General features: G+C 72.8%; 10 protein-coding genes. 3 read left to right on the forward strand and 7 right to left on the reverse strand.

From position 1 onward, the window contains the following. Nucleotides 1–153 precede the first annotated feature (153 nt). Both ACQP00_RS16680 and ACQP00_RS16685 read left to right on the forward strand, forming a co-directional pair. Nucleotides 154–2571: a protein kinase gene (locus tag ACQP00_RS16680; protein ID WP_433219968.1), complete on the forward strand. Its 2418-nt coding sequence runs from the start codon at nucleotides 154–156 to the stop codon at nucleotides 2569–2571. A 579-nt stretch (nucleotides 2572–3150) separates the two neighbouring features. Beyond that, the gene (locus ACQP00_RS16685; RefSeq protein WP_433219970.1) at nucleotides 3151–4128 is read left to right on the forward strand and encodes a TerC/Alx family metal homeostasis membrane protein; all 978 of its coding nucleotides are present in this window, start codon (nucleotides 3151–3153) and stop codon (nucleotides 4126–4128) included. Here ACQP00_RS16685 and ACQP00_RS16690 read toward each other — a convergent pair. Continuing rightward, entirely contained in the window at nucleotides 4125–5648 is a 1524-nt protein-coding gene (locus ACQP00_RS16690; protein ID WP_433219972.1) for a glycoside hydrolase family 9 protein, read from the reverse strand. The two genes, ACQP00_RS16685 and ACQP00_RS16690, sit on opposite strands and share 4 nt — an antisense overlap. Nucleotides 5649–5798: 150 nt before the next feature. Further along, nucleotides 5799–9470, reverse strand: coding sequence for a helix-turn-helix domain-containing protein (locus ACQP00_RS16695; RefSeq protein ID WP_433219974.1), 3672 nt, complete (start codon nucleotides 9468–9470; stop codon nucleotides 5799–5801). 172 nt (nucleotides 9471–9642) lie between these two features. Here ACQP00_RS16695 and ACQP00_RS16700 point away from each other — a divergent pair, with 172 nt between their 5' ends. Further along, entirely contained in the window at nucleotides 9643–11541 is a 1899-nt protein-coding gene (locus ACQP00_RS16700; protein ID WP_433219976.1) for a putative bifunctional diguanylate cyclase/phosphodiesterase, read from the forward strand. Here ACQP00_RS16700 and ACQP00_RS16705 read toward each other — a convergent pair. From ACQP00_RS16705 to cbiM, 5 genes are all read right to left on the reverse strand, one after another. Next, nucleotides 11538–13574 carry a DHA2 family efflux MFS transporter permease subunit gene (locus ACQP00_RS16705; protein WP_433219978.1) on the reverse strand — a complete coding sequence of 679 codons (2037 nt, stop codon included), beginning with the start codon at nucleotides 13572–13574 and terminating at the stop codon, nucleotides 11538–11540. The genes ACQP00_RS16700 and ACQP00_RS16705 overlap by 4 nt on opposite strands. A gap of 280 nt (nucleotides 13575–13854) precedes the next feature. Continuing rightward, the gene (locus tag ACQP00_RS16710) at nucleotides 13855–14373 is read right to left on the reverse strand and encodes a GrpB family protein (protein ID WP_433219980.1); all 519 of its coding nucleotides are present in this window, start codon (nucleotides 14371–14373) and stop codon (nucleotides 13855–13857) included. 325 nt (nucleotides 14374–14698) lie between these two features. Further along, the gene (locus ACQP00_RS16715; RefSeq protein WP_433219982.1) at nucleotides 14699–15475 is read right to left on the reverse strand and encodes an energy-coupling factor ABC transporter ATP-binding protein; all 777 of its coding nucleotides are present in this window, start codon (nucleotides 15473–15475) and stop codon (nucleotides 14699–14701) included. Beyond that, the gene (cbiQ, locus tag ACQP00_RS16720; protein WP_433219984.1) at nucleotides 15472–16383 is read right to left on the reverse strand and encodes a cobalt ECF transporter T component CbiQ; all 912 of its coding nucleotides are present in this window, start codon (nucleotides 16381–16383) and stop codon (nucleotides 15472–15474) included. The genes ACQP00_RS16715 and cbiQ overlap by 4 nt, the downstream gene beginning before the upstream one ends. Next, a complete protein-coding gene (gene cbiM / locus ACQP00_RS16725; RefSeq protein WP_433219986.1) occupies nucleotides 16380–17447 on the reverse strand; it encodes a cobalt transporter CbiM in 1068 nt (355 codons plus the stop codon). The genes cbiQ and cbiM overlap by 4 nt, the downstream gene beginning before the upstream one ends. Between the last annotated feature and the right edge of the window lie 118 nt (nucleotides 17448–17565).

Below are 17565 nucleotides of genomic sequence, written 5' to 3' on the forward strand. Positions count from 1 at the left end.
GCGGGTGAATGGGCCCCTGACCGGGGAACAAGATGCGCCGAGACCAGCCGAATCGACACCTAACCGTCACGTGGTGGCTGGTCGGCGGACGGTACTGTTGCAGTGCGGCAGAGGGTGGCATCCGGGCAGAGCTGGGGGGCGTTGCAGGAGACCATGGAGCTTGAGGGGCGGTACCGCCTGGACCGGCTGGCCGGGACCGGTGGCACCGCGGAGATCTGGCATGGCGCCGACCGATTGCTGCATCGGCCGGTCGCGGTTCGCATCCCGCACACCGCCGACTTGGATGTCGCCGAGCAGTTCCTCGCCGACGGGCGGACCGCCGCGCGGCTGGTCCACGCGAACATCGCCGCCGTCTACGACGTGGGCATCGCCGAGCTGCCGGAGCGGGGCCGCACGCCGTACGTCGTGATGGAGCTCGCCGACGGCCCGTCCCTCGACGCCCGCCTCGCCGACGCCCCGATGACCTGGCGCGAGGCCGCCCGCCTCGGCGCCCAGGTCGCCGCCGCCCTGGCCCACGCACACGGCCAGTGGGTCCTGCACGGCACCCTGAGCACCTCCAAGATCCTCATCGGCGAGCTCGGCGCCAAGGTCGTCGGCTTCTCCGAGCGCACCGAGTACGACCCGGCCGCGGCCGCCGCCGACATCCACGCCCTGGGCGGCGTCCTGTCCCGCTGCATCACCGGCGCGCCACCCGCCGAGCTCTACGACCTCGTCGACCGCTGCCTCGCCGCCGACGCGGCCGCTCGCCCCTCCAGCGACGAGGTCGCCCTGATCCTCGCCGAACTGTCGGGCACCACCGTCGACCTGCCCGCCTGGCTGAGCGAGGCCGCCGAGTCGCGGCGCACCGCGGTCCTGGCCACGATCCGCCCGGCCGAGTTCGACCACGACTCCCGCCCGTCGCTCGCCTCCCGCCTGGGCCGCTCCATCCTCTTCGGCGGCACCGCCATCGCCGGCCGCTTCGCCCGCCCCGGCCGCCACGCCCAGACCGACGGCGCCGGCACCTGGTCGGACCGGCAGTCCCGCCGCGCCGCGAAGTCCGCCCAGGCCTCTTGGCACGACACCACCTACGAGTCGGAACGCCCGTCGCGCGCCGTCCGTGAGACGTGGCTGGACCAGCGGATGTCGGACGCGGAGGGGGCGTACCGGGCCGGGCTGTCCGACACCGGCTCGGCCTTGGCCCCGGCTGCCTTTGACGGCGCGGACTCCTTTGACGGCGCGGCCGCTTTCGGCGCTGTGGACTCTGCGCAGGCCGGCGTGATCGGCGGCGCGTTGGCGTCCGACGGTGGGTTCGCGGCGGGGGATGCTTCGCGGTTGGCTGCTTCCGGCGGGTTCGCGTCGGGGGATGCTCCGCGGGTGGGCGCTTCCGGGGGTGGGTTCGCGTCTGAGCGGCTGGCCCGGGCGGCCGACGAGGCGATGTCGGACTTCGGACCGACCCGCGCGATGTCGGCGGACGAGTTCAGTTCGGCGATGTCGGCGTCTGACTATGAGCCGACCAGCCCGATGTCGTCCGCGGATCTCGCCGGGATGCGTGCGGCGCAGGCCGGCGAGCCTGCTCACGCTGCGCCGCCGGCTGCGGGCCGCTTCTCGCGCTTGAGTCGCTACGGCAACCGCGGGCCGAACGCTGATCGCGGCTCACTTGCCGATCGCGCGGGGGCGGACTCCGACCTGGCCGCTGCTGGGTCGGGTGCGGCCGCTGGCTCGGCTCTTGGGGGCGGTTCGGCTGGTGGGGCCGGTGGGCGGTTCGCGCGATTCGGCCGCCTGGGTAATCGCGGCCCGGTCGTCGACCACGCTGCCCCGGACGCTGCCCTGGACGCGGCTTCGGACGCAGCTTCGGGCGCGGCCTCGGGCGTGCAGCCGACCGCTGGCCGTTTCGGGCTGTTGGGGAGTCGTGGCTCAGCCGGCGACCGTCGTGCGGCGGGCCTGTTCGGCAGCGGCGGCATGCTCGACGGCACCGCTCTGGTCGCCTCGGCCCGCGCGCTGGGCCGCCGGGCCTGGGAGCAGTCGGAGCGCTTCCGTACTCGGCGTTGGGCGTTCCGCACGGGAGCTGTCAGCGTGGGCGTCGCCGTCGTGCTGGCCGGTGCGGTCGGCGCCCTGGGCTCGTCGCAGAGCGGCGTGGTGCCGTGGTTCGGCCACTCTCCGGAGGTGGCCGCCGTGCCGCCCCCCATTGACGCCCCGCCGACCGGGCAGGACGTCGCCCCGCCTGGGAAGACCGCCGACCCGACCGTGGACGCGCCCCGGCCGACCGCGACCGGCACGACGACGAAAAACCGCCCGGTGACGAGCACGACCCGGCCCGCGAACGGCGGCGGCCCGGGCAACCCGGCGCCGACCACGCGCCCGGCCGAGTCCGCCTCGGCGACGCCGACCAAGTCGCCGACTCCTACGGCCACAGCCTCCCCGACGCCGACGGCCACCCCGACTTCCGACCCGACGCCGACGGCCACCGTCGAACCGACCGAGTCGACCCCGGCCAGCACCGGCACCGAACCGGCGACCGGGACCAACCCGCAGCCCCAGACCGAAACCAGCGCCGCCTCGCCACCGCCCGGCTTCGAGGTCATCTCCAACTAGCCCACGGCTAGACGCGCGGCGACGGACGGAAAACCAGCCCGCCGTTCGACGCCCGGCGATGGGCGGAAAATCACCCGCGGGGAATGGAAACCCCGACGGCGAATGGGACACATCGCGCCCAACGCAGCGGCAACTCCGTCGCGGGCTTGGAAAACTGGCCGGCAACTCTGCGTGGTGTTGCGGAAATCGGCGGCAACTTGGCGATCGTCTGCGGAAACTCGGTGGCAACTCGGCGATGGCTTGCGGAAAGCGGCGGCAACTTGGCGGCGTGCTGCGGCAAACGAAGGAAAGCGCGTGATGGGTTGCGGAAAGGGGCGGCAACTCGGCGGGGTGGGTGAGGAAACTGGCTGGTGGGGTGAGGAAAGTGGGCGGAAAAGTGGCGGCAACCCGAAGGCAACCGGGCGCTTTCAGGAAACGTCCAGGGACGGCCCGTATAGTTCGGGGCTGAGGGGAGTACCCCGTAAGCGCTGTCCCGGTCAGTACGAGCCGCCGTTGCGGTTCCCGGGCGGACACCCGCCGCGGCACCAAGGCGGGTGGGGGAGACCTCGAACGTGTCACGCTGCGTTCGAGGAGACCCGTATGCCTACCGAGTCCATCGCGTCGCCGCAGCTCTGGGCGGTGACCATTGCGGTCCTGCTTGGGCTGTTGGCGCTCGACTTCGTGCTCACCCGCAAGCCGCATGACGTGCCGATGCGCGAGGCCGTCGCGTGGTCGGTGTTCTATCTGGCGCTGCCCGCGGTGTTCGGCGTCTACGTGTGGCTGGCGCACGGCAGCGAGCCCGGGGTCGAGTTCTTCACCGGCTACGTCGTGGAGAAGTCGCTCTCCGTCGACAACCTGTTCGTGTTCATGCTGTTGTTGAGCGCCTTCGCGGTACCGGCGAAACTCACCCAGCGCGTCCTGCTCTACGGCATCGTCGGGGCCCTGGTGCTGCGCGGCATCTTCATCGCGGCCGGGGCGGCCCTGCTGTCGGCCGGGACCTGGGCGTTCCTGCTGTTCGGGGCGGTGCTCATCGTGACCGCGATCAAGGTCATGCGGGACGCGGTCCGGCACACCGAGCATGCGGTCGACCCCGGCAACATGCGCGCGACGAAGCTGCTGCGGCGGCTCATGCCGGTCGCCGACGAGTACCACGGCACCAAGCTCACGATCCGCCAGGCCGGCAAGCGCGCGCTCACCCCGATGGCCCTGGTCGTCGCGGCGGTGTTCCTCACCGACGTGGTGTTCGCGGTCGACTCCGTCCCGGCCGTGTACGGCGTGACCAGCGACCCGTACCTGGTGTTCGCCACCAACGCGTTCGCCCTGCTCGGCCTGCGCGCGCTCTACTTCGTGCTGCGCAACGCGCTGTCGAAGCTGCGCCACCTCAACCACGGGCTGGCGATCATCCTGGCGTTCATCGGCGCCAAGCTGGTCCTGCACTGGGCGCACACGGTGTGGTCCTGGGTCCCGGACGTGCCGACCCCGCTGTCCCTGATCGTCATCATCGTGACCCTGGTCGCGGTCACGGCCACCAGCCTGATCGCGAACCGCCGCGAGGCGCTGTCCCAGACCACCAACTAGGCGAGGAAGCCGGCCACGAAGACCAGCGGCGCGTTCCACCGGATGCACAGGTCGTTGGTGGTCTCCGAGGTCGGCTCGTCCAGGTAGCACAGCTGCGGCGCGAGCCCGGCGAGCCGCGGATCGCTGGGGAAGCCCGGCGTCGGCACCGAGTTCGCGCCGCCCGCCACGGCGCCCGGGGGAGGCGGCGGCAGGGTCGGGTCGAGGTCGTGCCCGAACTGCCGGGTCCGCAGGTGCCGGGTGGCGTCCGGACCGTACCCGACGATGTAGCTCTGCCCGAGTGCGTTGCGCCCGAGCAGGTAGTCCATCCCGGTCGCCACCCCGTCGCGGAACCGCCGCGCACCGCTCAGCTCGTGCGCGGCGGCCAGCACCACGAGGTTGTTGAGGATCCGCCCGTTCGACCCCCACTGCCAGCCGTCCCCGGGCGCGTACGGCTGCCCCCACGCCTGCCCCGCCTGCACCGCGAGCAGCCGCTCCCCGGCGGCGAGGACGTGCTCGACCCCCCGCCCGCCCTCGAGCGCCAGGTCCAGCCACGCCGGCGGCGCGACCCGATCGAAGTCGAACCCGTCGAGCGGAAACGTCGGCTCGAACTCGTCCAAGGTGCCACCACGGGCCAGCCAGAGCTCCGCCGAGGCCCAGAAGAAGTCGTCCCGGACGTCCGGATCCCCGTACGGCCCCCCGCCGAACCGCCCCTGATCGTCGGGCGCGATCAGCACCGGATGCGCGGCGGCGGCCGCGTACGCGGAGAGCGCGCTGTGCAGCAGGCGCTCCTCCCGGAACACCCGGTACGCGTACGCGCACACGGCCGCCACGTGCAACGTCGCCGCGGTGGACGGCCGGTGCAGCACCCGCACGGTCGGATCGTCGCCGGCCCGCCCCGGCATCGGCGACCACGTCGTCCCGTGCACCCGGTGGAACGCCATCCCCGCGTACGGCTGCCCGGCCGGCACCCGCATCCGCAGCATCCACTCCAGCTGCCACCGGCACTCGGCCGCCAGCTCGTCGTCCCACCGCCACCGCAGCGCGAACAGCAGCTGCCACAGCGCGATCCCGCCGCTGACCGTGTACTTGCCGTAGTCCCCGGCGTCGTACCACCCGCCCGACACGTCGAAGGTGCCGGTCGGCCGCCACCCCGGGTACAGCCGCTCCGCGTCGGGCCCGGTCCACCCGGGCACGGCCACGTCCCCGGTGTGCTCGCAGCGCAGCCGGGTCAGCACCCGCAGGGCGTCCGAGCGCAACCCCGCATAGAGGCCGGCGCCGACCCGGAACTCGTGGCTGCGGTCGTCCCCGGCGACGACGCGATACCCGGCGCCGTCCTCAAGAGCCCCAAGATCCAGCAGTTGTACGTCCAGTGCCGACCCGGCATCGCGCCCCCACGGCTGCGAGTGCCCCCGCAGGACCACGGCGTCGCCCTGGGTCACGGCGAACGCGGCCGGCGCGGCGCGGTCCGTCACCCAGGTGGCGACCTTCGGCGCGCCGGTGCGGTACCCGAGCTGATTGATCCTGATCATCGGCCGCGTCACCGGGTCAGTATGCGGCGGGGTGAGGCCGCCCGCCGGGAAGCTGGAGTTCCCCCGGCGGGCGGCGCCCCCCTCGGAACGCGTGCCATCCAGCCAACCGTCCGGCCCCGTCCGCGTCCAGCACTCCGGACAGGTCCGGACACGCGGGCCGGCTCAGCAGGGCTGGGTGAACGGCGCCGACGGCACGTACTGCTCCCACTCCGCCCGGCTCATCACGCTCCCCACGGAACGGCACATCGTTGCCGCCACCGCGTCCGGATCGGTCGGCCACAGCCGGGTGGTGGCGTCGTCGCTGCCCGCAGCGAGGGTGCGCCCGTCCGGGCTGTAGGCGACGACGTAGTACGCCTCGTCGGCCCGGCCCAGGGTCGCGACCGTGGACGGCCGGGCCGGGTCGTGCACGTCCCAGATCCACACGGTCCCGTCGGTCGAGGCGGCCGCGAGCCGGTCGCCGCGCGGGTTGAACGCGACCCAGTCCACGTAGGAGGCCGGCCCGGTCAGCCGCCGGGGCAGCGGCACCGGATGGGCCGGGTCGGCGATCGTCCACAGCTGCACGGTCTTGTCGGCGCTGCCGGCGGCGAGCAGGCGGCCGTCGGGGCTGAAGGCGGCGCTGTACGCGTACCCGCCGAACCCCCCGAGCGTGCTCACCAGCCGGGGCCGGGACCGGTCGGCGAGGTCGAAGAGGCGCACGTTGCCGTCGGTGTCGGTCGCGGCCAGCAGCGGGCGGGTCGGGTGGAACGCGACCGAGAACACGATCGCCTTGCTGCCGGGGACGGTGGCGAGCAGGCGGGCGGCGGCGACGTCCCACATGTACACGTTGCCGTCGTCGCCGGCCGCGGCCAGCACCGAGCCGTCCGGAGCGAACGCCAGGGTCTCGATCAGGTCCTCGGCCCCGGTAAGCGGCGCGCCGGCCGGCACCGGGTGCGCCGGATCGGCGACGTTCCACAGGTCGATCTCGCCCTTGCGGGTGGCGGCGGCGAGCAGCCGGCCGCCGGGCGCGTACGCGGTGGTGCCCGCGTAGCCGTCGCCGCCCGCCGGGCGGTGCAGCGGCGCGCCCCACAGGGACGGGCCGGCCGGGTCGGTGACGTGCCACAGCCGCACCGTCTGGTCCTTGCCGGCCACGGCCAGGGTGGTGCCGTCGGGGCTGTAGGCGGTGCCGAACACGCCGCCGGCCGGGCCGGTGAGCAGCGGGCCGGGCAGGGTCCAGGTGCGCACGTACCCGTCGGTGCCGGCGGTGGCCAGGCCGTGCCCGTCGGCGGTGAGGGCGAGGGCGGTGACCGGGGCCGGGTGGTGCAGCGACTGCAGCCGGCGGCCGGAGGCGACCTCGAACACGGCGACGGTCCTGTCGCTGGACCCGGCCAGCAGCCGGTCCCCGGCCGGGGTGAACGCGAGCGCGTTGACCCAGCTGGTCGGGCCGGTGATCGGGGCGCCGTGGGCGGTGCCGGGGCCCGCGTCCCACAGCCGCACCGTGGCGTCGCCGCTGCCGCTGGCCAGCAGCGCGCCGTCGGGGCTGTAGGCGAGGGCGAGGACCTTGCCGGTGTGCCCCGTCAGCGGCGCGAGGTGCGCCGGGCGGGCGGGGTCGGCGAGGTCCCAGCGGTGCACGGCGCCGTCGGCGGCCCCGGCGGCCAGGGCGCGCCCGTCGGGGCTCCAGGCCAGGGACTGCAGGACGGCGGGGGAGTCGGGGAGGGAGGCAACAGGCAGTACACCCGCGGAATCGACGTGCCAGAGGTGCACGGCGTGATCGGCTCCGGCCGCGGCCAGCGTCTGCCCGTCGGGGCTGAAGGCGAGGGCGTAGACGGTGCCGCCCGGTCCGTCGAGGGCGGGCAGGGCCTCGGGGTGGGTGAGGCTGCCGAGGCGCCACACGTGCACCTTGGCGTCGGCGCCCGCCGCGGCCAGCAGCCGGCCGTCGGGGCTGGCGGCCAGCGCGAACAGGGCGCCGGTCGACCCCTGCAGGGCGGCACCGGCGCGGGGCGGGCTGACCGAGGTGTCCCACAGCCGCACCGTCTGGTCCGCGCCCGCCGCGGCCAGCAGCCCACGGGTCGGCAGCAGCACGACCGCCTGCGCCGCGCGCTCGAACGGGCCGAGGCGGGCCGGGGCCGGGGTGGCGGCCGCGTCGAGGAGGCTGGAGCGGGCCTCGACCGTCGGCGCCGTCCGGTACGCGGCCAGGGCGACCTGGCCGGCGAGGGTGGGGTCGCGCTCGCGCAGCCAGTCGGCCCGTCCGGCGATCATCCGGGAGAGGGCCTCGTTGCGCTGGCCGACGGCCGCGTGCCGCTGCTGGAACGCGTACCCGGCCAGGAACAGCGTGCTGAGGGCGAGCACGGTGAGGCCGGCGATCGTGCGGTACAAACGGCGGGTCGTTCTTCTGGAGTGTCGGGCACTGGCCCGCAGGAACTCGGCGAGGTGCGGCGCCAGCTCGGCCGGGTGCTCGGCGGCCCAGTCCTGCGCCGCGGCGAGGCGGGTGCCGGCGTAGAGGGCGGTCGGGTCGCGGCGTTCCTGCTGCCAGGTGGTGGCGGCCGCGGCGAGCTGCTGGCGCACGACCAGCCCGGTCCGCCCGGCGCGCAGCCAGTCGTGCAGCCGGGGCCAGGCGGTGAGCAGCGCCTCGTGGCTGAGCTGGACGGTGCCGGCCTCGGCGGTGACGAGCCGGTGCCGCACGAACCGTTCCAGGATCGCCTCGGCCTCGGCGGTGTCCGCGCTGTCGACGGCGAGCTCCTCGAGCAGGCGGGCGGTCGGCACCACCCGCCGCGTGTCGACGGTGTCGACGCCGACGTGCACGAGCGCGGTGAGCAGGCGGCGGGCGAGGGCGCGGCGGTCGTCGGGCAGGCCCGCGTAGACCTCCTCGGCCGTGGCGGCGACGGCGCCGCTGATCCCGCCGGCCCGCCGGTAGCCGGCCAGGGTCAGGCGGCGGTCGGCCTTCCACATCGTGTACAGCACGTGCGCCAGCAGCGGCAGCCCGGCCTGCTCGGTGCCCAGGTCGGCCAGCAGGAGCTCGACGAGGCCGGCCTCGACGTCCACGCCGGCCCGGCGGGCGGGCTCCACGACGACGGCGCGCAGCTCCTCGCGGGTCATCGGGCCGACCGTGAACTGGTGCTCCTGCGCGGCCGCCAGCAGGGCCGGGTCGGCGAGGGCCTGCGCGTAGAGGTCGGCGCGCAGGGCGAGCACGACGACCGCGCCCGGCGGGGGATGGCAGGCGGTCAGAAATGCGGCGGGTTCGGTACCGCTGGTGAAGAGCTCCTCCGCCTGATCGACGACGAGCAGGGCGCGCCCGGCCGCCATCGCCGGGAACGCCGGCTCGTCGCTGCCCGGGGTCACCACCTCGGCCGTCCACCCCGCGGACCGCAGCGCCGCGACCAGCCCGGCGCGCAGCAGCGACGACTTGCCCGAGCCGGACGCGCCGACCACGAGCAGCAGCCCGCCGCCGGCCGCCTGGCGGGCCTCGACGCGTTCGCGCAGGGCGGCGGTCATCCGTTCGCGGCCGAAGAACCAGGCGGCGTCCTCGGGCTGGAAGCTCGCCAGGCCGCGGTACGGCTCCCCGTCGGCGCCCCGCCCGACCGGCCGGTGCCGGATCCGGTGCCAGGCCTCCAGCCAGGCCGGGAGTTCGCCGGCCGGGACCGCGCACGTCTCCAGCACCCGCGTGAACAGCGGCTGGGAGTTCAGCGACGGCAGGCCCTTGCCGGAGAACCAGTCCCCGAGGGTGCTCAGCGAGTTGCGGGCGCCGGCCTTCGCGGCGACCTGGCGGACCGAGAGCCCGGCCCGCTCGCGCAGCTGGGTGAGCGCCTCGGCGAAGGCGGTGCGGTCGTCGATGCGGGTGGGGTCCGGGGGAGTACTCATCGCGCAGGAGAACGTACCGAATGCGACGAAGCTGGGGAACTGCACCTAGGATCCTAGGAAGTTTGCGCCGCGGTGATCCCGTTTGGCAACCGGCTTTGAGGTCAACCGGATCGGGTGTGGTGCCGACGATTCCGGTGTGCGACCCGGCGCGGGGCGCGGACGGGAGCGGGCGGTGCCACGATCGCAAGCCAGGCGGCGGGCCGCGTTCATCGGCCTGGGCGCGGTACTGCTGGCGCTCACCGGGGTGAGCGTGCTCGGTACCGTCGCGACCCGGCACGTCGCCACCTCGGCCCGCACGGCGTCGCTGCTGGCCGAGGCGTACCACCGCGCCCACGAGGCGGTGTCGCTGGGCGAGATCGCCGAGCAGCAGTACCGCCTGGAACCCGAGCGCCACGCCCGCGCCGAACACGCCGACGCCAGCCAGCAGCTGCTCGTCGCCCTCACCGACATCGAGGCGCGCGGCGACGCCGAGGACCGGGCGCTCGTGGTGCGCCTGCGGGTGCTGCAGCGGCAGTACCTCGCCGCGATGGAGACCCTGTTCCTCGCGGTCGACCGCGCCGACCCGGTCGAGATCCGCCGCATCGACCTGGACGAGGTCGACCCGATCGAGCAGCAGATCGCCACGAGCCTGCACGACGCCGAGGACACCCAGGACGCGGCGGCGCTGGCCGCCAGCGACCGGCTCGACAAGGTCGAGCGGTGGGTGTTCGTGGCGACCCTGTCGTCCTTCGCCGTCGGGCTCGGCATGATCGTGGTGTTCGCCCTGGTCGCCACCGGCTACCAGCGGCGGCTGGTGCGCCAGGCGATGCAGGACGAGCTCACCGGGCTGCCGAACCGCTCGGTGTTCATCGCCCGCACCGCCGACGCCCTTGCCGGCGGCCCGTCGGTGCTCATGGTCGACCTGGACCGGTTCAAGGAGGTCAACGACACCCTTGGCCACCAGTACGGCGACGAGCTCCTGCGCCAGGTCGCGGCCCGCACGGCGGCGGCGCTGCGCACGTCGGACACCGTGGCCCGGCTGGCCGGCGACGAGTTCGCGATCCTGCTGCCGGCCACCGGCGCCGAGGACGCGGCCCGGCTGGCCGGGCGGGTCCAGGCCGCCCTGCACCGCAGCTTCGACCTCGGCACCGTGACCGTCGACATCGAGGTGTCGATCGGGGTCGCCTCTTCCGCCTCCGGTACAGCCGACGAGCTCGTCCGGTGCGCGGACATCGCGATGTACACCGCGAAGGAGACCAAGGCGGGCATCGTCGCCTACCACCCGGCGATGCACACCGAGGACACCTCGCGCCTGCAGTTGCTGGGCGACCTGCGCCGGGCCCTGGACGCCGACGACCAGATCTCGCTGCACTACCAGCCGAAGGTGTCCCTCGCCGACGGCGCCGTCTGCGGCGTCGAGGCCCTGGTGCGGTGGCGGCACCCGGAGCGCGGCCCGATCGCACCCGGGGACTTCATCCCGGTGGCGGAGACGACGGGCCTCATCAACCGCCTCACCTTGTACGTCCTGCGGCACGCCGTCGCGCAGTCGCGGGCCTGGATGGACGCGGGCCGCGAGCTCACGGTGGCCGTGAACCTGTCCCCGCGCTGCCTGCTCGACCCCGGGCTGGTCGACGACGTGACCAGGCTGCTGTCCACGCACGGGGTGCCGGCCGCCCGGCTGCGCCTGGAGGTCACCGAGTCGGCCGTGATGGCGAACCCGGCCCAGGCCACGGCGACCCTCAAGCAGCTGCACGACCTCGGGGTGCGGCTGTCGATCGACGACTACGGCACGGGGTACTCCTCGATGGCGTACCTCAAGCAGCTGCCCGTCGACGAGCTGAAGGTGGACCGCACCTTCGTGATGAACATGGACACCGACCACGACGACGCGATCCTGGTCCGCGGGGCGGTCGAGCTCGGCCACAACCTGGGCCTGACCGTGGTCGCGGAGGGCGTGGAGCGCGAGGCGCACGTGCTGGCGCTGCGCTCCCTCGGCTGCGACATCGCCCAGGGCTACCACTACGCCCGGCCGATGCCGGCCGCGGACCTCGAACTCTGGCTGCAGGCCCGGCACCCGGCGTTTCTGTTTTAGCGTGCCGCCGGTTGCAGCTCGCTCTGCTCGCCCACCAGCTTCGTCGCGATGTTGGACAGCGCCCGGTCCAGCAGGACGCGGTCCTCGGCGTCGGTGAGGGTGATGTCGTCGAGCTTCGCGTCCAGCCACTGCTTCCAGGCCGTCTGGACCCGGTCGAGCTGGGCCTGCCCGGCCGGCGTGAGCTCCACGCTGTCGCCCTCCACCCGGGCCAGCCCGGCCCCGGCGAGGTCGGCGAACGTCGGCTCGAGCACCTCGCGGGGCAGCTTGTGCCGGTCGGCGATCGCGCTCAGCGTGGCCTCCCCGCGTACCGTCGCGTGCAGGTGGGTCTGGCCGGCCGCCCAGGCCTGCGACGGGCTGAGCTCCCCGCCCGCGTCGACCAGGATGCGGTTGAGGAAGCCGGGATCGGTGCCGCGCTCCTGCCGGATGGTGTCGCTGATCGCCCGCTCCAGGCGGCAGACCCGGTCGGCCGGCGGCGCGGAGAACCCGTCCCCGACATCGGTCACGGCGGCCCGGGCGCTGTCCCGCAGCGGCACCTCCCGCAGGAACCAGGCGATGACGAACGCGAGCAGCGCGATCGGCACCACCCAGCGGAACACGTCGGTGATGCTGTCCGCGTACGCGGCGACGATCGGCGCGGCCTGCGCGTGCGGGAGCCGGTTGAGCAGCTCGGGGTTCTCGGCCGCGGCCGGCGTGACACCCGGGTCGCCGGCCATCGCCCGGGCCAGCGCGGGCCCGAAGTGGTTGGAGAACAGGGTGCCGAAGATGGCGGTGCCGAAGGAGCTGCCGAGGGTACGGAAAAAGGTGACCCCGGACGTCGCGGTCCCCAGATCGGCGTAGGGCACGGTGTTCTGCACCGCGATCGTCAGCACCTGCATCGACAGCCCGATCCCGAGCCCGAGCACGAACATGTACAGCGACTCCAGCCACACGCTGGTGCCGGGACGCATGGTCGACATGAGGTACAGCCCGGCCGCCATCACGGCCCCGCCGGCGATCGGGAACGCCTTGTACCGCCCGGTCCGGCTGATCAGCGTCCCCGACATGATCGACGTGGTGAACAGCCCCAGCACCATCGGCAGCGTCCGCACCCCCGACGCGGTGGCGGAGACCCCGTCGACGTACTGCAGGTAGGTCGGCAGGAACGTCATCGCCCCGAGCATCGCGAACCCGACGATGAAGCTCAGCCCCGAGCAGACCGTGAACACCGAGTTGCGGAACAGCCGCATCGGCAGCATCGGCTCGGCCGCCCGCAGCTCGACGACGACAAAGGCCGCGAGCAGCACCACGGCGGCCGCGAACAGTCCCACGATGACCGGGCTGCTCCACTCGTACTGGTTGCCGCCCCACGACAGCGCCAGAATCATGCTGGACGCCCCGGCGGCGACGAGCGCGATCCCGACGTAGTCGATGACCGGCTTGACGGCCGCCCGGATCGCCGGCAACGCCCGGGCCGACATCGCGAGCACGACGACGGCGACGGGCACGTTCACGTAGAACGCCCAGCGCCAGCTGAGATGATCGGTGAACAGCCCGCCGAGGGTCGGCCCGACCACGGTGGTGACCCCGAACACGGCACCCAGCGCCCCTTGGTACCGCCCCCGATCCCGCAGCGGAATCACGTCGGCGATGAGCGCCATGGCCGTGACCATCAGCCCCCCGGCCCCGATGCCCTGCACGGCCCGGGACGCGATCAGCATGATCATGTCCTGCGCGAGCCCGCACAGCGCCGACCCGGCCACGAACACGACGGTGCTGACCTGGAACACGAGCTTCCGCCCGAACAGATCCCCGAACTTCCCGGCAAGCACGGTGGCGACGGTCTCGGCGAGCAGGTACGACGTGACGACCCACGACATGTGCCCCGCGCCGCCCAGATCCGCCACAATCCTCGGCAGCGCGGTGGACACAATGGTCTGATCGAGCGCGGCGAGCAGCATGCCGAGGAGGATCGCGGTGAACACGACATTGACCTGACGCCGGCTCAACACCGTCGGCGCGTGCGGAGCATCTTCGGCGATTACCGTACTGCTCATGCCCGCCAGTATCACCCTATAGGGGGTAATTTTTGGCTATTTTCCCCTTCCGTGGGGGAGCTCCGCTCCACCCACACCCCCTCAACATCTCCGACTCTGGTCGCGGCCGACGATGGTGACGCCCTTAGCACACTTGTTGACCGGTCTGGGGCGCAGCGACCCTCCGGTGACCGCCAGTGCGGCGACATCTCACCGTCGGTCACGGAAGGGATGTGAATTTCGTTCAGTTGTTACGGTTGGCCCCAAGAACCGCCCGCCCCACCGAGGTACCCGCGTGACGTCACTCCTCCCACACAGACACGAGCGGCAGTGAGCGATCGGTTCGAGCGGCGTCCACGAGCCGCTGGATGAGCTCGGTCTTCGCGCGCGTGTAGGCCGCCCCGTCAAGATTCTCGTCGGCGAGCGCGAGCTTGAGCTGCCCATATTCGTCCCGATCGGCGGGATGTTGCAGGAGGTGATCACGCAGGATCCGCTCGTTGCGAGTGCCCCACGAGTCCTCGGTCACGACGTGCAGATGCACCGCCGGCCCGGCGATCGGCTCCCGCCGGAAGAAGAGCCGCTCGGGCATCCCGGTCTCGATCAGCACGTACCCGTCGCCGACCTCCTGCGGCGCCGCGTCGAGGCTGGGGACGGCCGCCATGAGATCGATGACGGGTTTCGCCGGCAGGCCGGGAACCGCGGTGCTGCCGACGTGCTCGATCGCGGAGAACACCCCGGGATGCGCGGCTCGCAGCTCAGCGATCACGGCGCGCGCGTGGTCCGGCCAGGCCGGGTCGTACTCGTGGACCTCGATGCTCATGCCGCGCAGTCTGCCCTGCCCGCCCCGCCCCGCGCACGGAAGGCCCTGCCCGCCCCGCCCCGCGCACGGAAGGCCCCTTAGCGGCCTGCGCTACCTGCGCCCCGCGTCACCGGCGGCGCATGCTGCGGTCCCGCGCTACCCGCGTCCCGCGCTACCCGCGTCCTGCGCTACCCGCGTCCTGCGCTACCCGCGTCCTGCGTTCGGCGCTCGTGCGCCTTGCGCCATCGTCGCGAACGGTCCAGGTCCGGCCTGATTGCAATATAATACGCAAAAGGAACAAATCGTCACAAATGCCACGCAGAAGCCTCAGCAACGCGCGGAACCCTCAGGAGTGCGCGGAAGTCCGGCCGAACGGGCTGCGGGCGTGGATCAAGTTGGCGCGCAGCAGCAGATCGCGGTCGTCCAGGACCGACGAGGTAGCCGCGTCGGACAAGATGCGGTGGTCCTCGCCGAAGACCACGCAGCGGTCGGCCAAAGCCGGCAAAGACTCCAAATCATGCGTAGCCAGCACAATCGTCTTCCCCGCCGAACGCAGTTGCTCCAGCAGTTCGATCAACCAGAACTGGGTCCGCGGATCGAGCGCCGCCGTCGGCTCGTCGAACAGCAACACCTCGGGGTTCATCACCAGCACCGAAGCAATCGCCACCCGTTTCTTCTGCCCACCCGAAAGCTGAAACGGCGCCCTGTCCGAAATGTCCGAAATGTCGAGCATCGCCATGACGTCATCCACGCGCGCCGCCGCCGTCGCACGGTCCAGTCCCAGCTGCAGGCAGCCGAACGCGATCTCCTCCCGTACCGAAGGAGAGAACACCTGCGCGTCGGAGTTCTGGAACACGAACCCCACCCGCGCCCGGAAGCCGTGGTTGAACTGCTCGTCCTCCAGTTTGTCCTCGGTCACCTCCTCGCCGAAGGCGGTGAACGTGCCCGAATCGGCGAACAGCAACCCGTCCAGGAGTTTCAGCAGCGTCGACTTGCCGCACCCGTTCGCCCCCAGCAGCGCCACCGTCTCGCCCGCCGCGACGGTCACGCTCACGCCGTCCAGGGCCGGGAACCGCTCGAGGTAGGAGTACCGCAGGTCCCGGCACTCGAAGACGACGCTCATCGGTCGGCCAGCAGCAGCGCCGCCGCGAACGCCGCGGCGGCCACCACGAACACGACGTCGACGCGCCGCAGGGAGAACCCGGCAAGGGTGCTGGCGTTGCCGGTGTACGCGCGGGCCGTCATCGCCTGGTGCACCTCCTCCGAGAGCTGGTGGGCCTTCCCGAAGAGGGTACCGGCCCCCGCCGCCACGAACGCCCGCCCGGCCGCGGTGGAGCGGCGCCCGCCGTCGCCGGTCAGGGTCCGGGCCTTGCGCGCGGTGTACATGTCGTCGACTGCGTCGAGCAGCAGGAACAGGTACCGGTAGGCCATCCCGATGATCAGCACGAAGATCTTCGGTACGCCCAGCGCCCGCAGCGCCGCCAGCAGCCGCACCCACGGCGTCGTCAGCGTGAGCAGCACCACCAGCGAGATCGAGGTGGCGACCCGGGCGATGATCAGGCCCGCGCCGTGCAGGCCCTGCTCGGTGATGCCCTCGGCGTGCCCGTGCCAGGTCCACAGCGGCAGCAGCACGTTGCCCGGTGTGACCACGGACAGCGTCGCGGGCAGCACCACGATCCCGGTGAAGATCGGGATGAACAGCCAGACCCGCTTGATGAAGAAGCCCAGCGACAGCCCGGAGGCCACGGCCAGGGCGACGGTCGCCACGTACGCGCCGGCCAGCAGCGGCAGCGAGTGCACCAGCGCCACCACGATCAGCAGCCCGACCATCGACACGAGCTTCACCCGCGGGTCGAGCCGCTGCAGCAGCCCCCGGCCGGCGGCGACGTCCTCCGAGAAGATCGCCTGCCGCAGCACCCCCGAGGCGCCCGCCAGGGTCTTGCCGACGAAGCTGCCCTTGCGCCGCCTCCCGATGCAGCCGCAGGGGCAGAGCCCGACCTCGGGCTCGAGCAGCCAGGCAGGAGCGGTCATGACCGTACCGGCGGCGAGTCCAGGTCGGCCGCCTCCCGCTCGCCCCCGCGCAGCCGCCCGATCAGCCAGGTCAGGCCGAACACCAGCGCGGCCACCACGACCACCCCGATCAGCGCGCTCACGATGTACTGCCACCAGCTCCCGCCCCCGTAGTCCGGCAGCAGCGTGCTCCCCCAGAAGTCGGTGTACTTCGCCAGCCCGGACGGCACGGCCGACAGCCCGTACTTACCCAGATCGAGGTCCTCCGGCGCGTCCTCCCCGAACGCACCCCCCGGCGCCAGCAGCCCCAGCGGGCTGATCACGGCCATGATCCCGAGCGTGACGAGCGCCGCGCGCACCGGCGAGACGGGCTTGCGCCGCACCTCGGCCTCGGTCAGCGGCACCTCGGGGGCGTTGATGCGCAGCAGCGGCACGTTGGCCCGCTGCAGGTAGGCGACCACGCCGCCGGTCAGCGCGCCCTCCACGACGCCGGCGATGATCAGGTGGGCGAGCATCATGGCCGGGATCGTCTGCGACAGGTGGAACGGCGCGTAGAGGGGGGTGCCGTCGGCCTTGTGGAACAGGTCGGGCTGGATGCCGAACTCGATCGCCGCGGCCAGCGCCGACATGTTGAGCCCGACGTACGCCCCGACGGCGCCGGCCCACACCCGCCGGGTCGAGGTCAGGGCGGTGTTGCGGGTCAGCAGGCGGTACACCCAGTAGCTGACGAACGGCAGGACGACCGCCATGTTGAAGGCGTTGGCCGGGAACGCGAGGATGCCGCCGTCGCCGAAGAAGAGCGCCTGGATGAGCAGGGCTATGGACACGGCGATGCACGCGGCCCACGGCCCGAGCAGGATCGCGATCAACCCGCCGCCGACCGCGTGCGCGGTGGTGCCGTCGGGGATCGGGATGTTGAACATCATCACGACGAAGGAGAAGGCGGCGCCGAGGGCCACGAGCGGCACGTACCGGCTCTTGACCACCTTCTTCACCCGGGCCGCGGACTGCCACCACAGCGGCAGCATGGCGAGGCCGAAGACGGCGCTGGTCTGCGGGCTCAGGTATCCGTCGGGAATGTGCACACCGTGCAGTCTTCCGCTATCGCAACTCGTTGGCAACAGCGAAGCCGGTGCGTAAAGGCCACTCGTGAATGAACACATGAACAACGGCACCCTTCCGGTTGAGCCGCCTTGTCCGCGG

Source organism: Dactylosporangium sp. CS-047395 (assembly GCF_050942185.1).
Taxonomy (GTDB): Bacteria; Actinomycetota; Actinomycetes; order Mycobacteriales; family Micromonosporaceae; genus Dactylosporangium.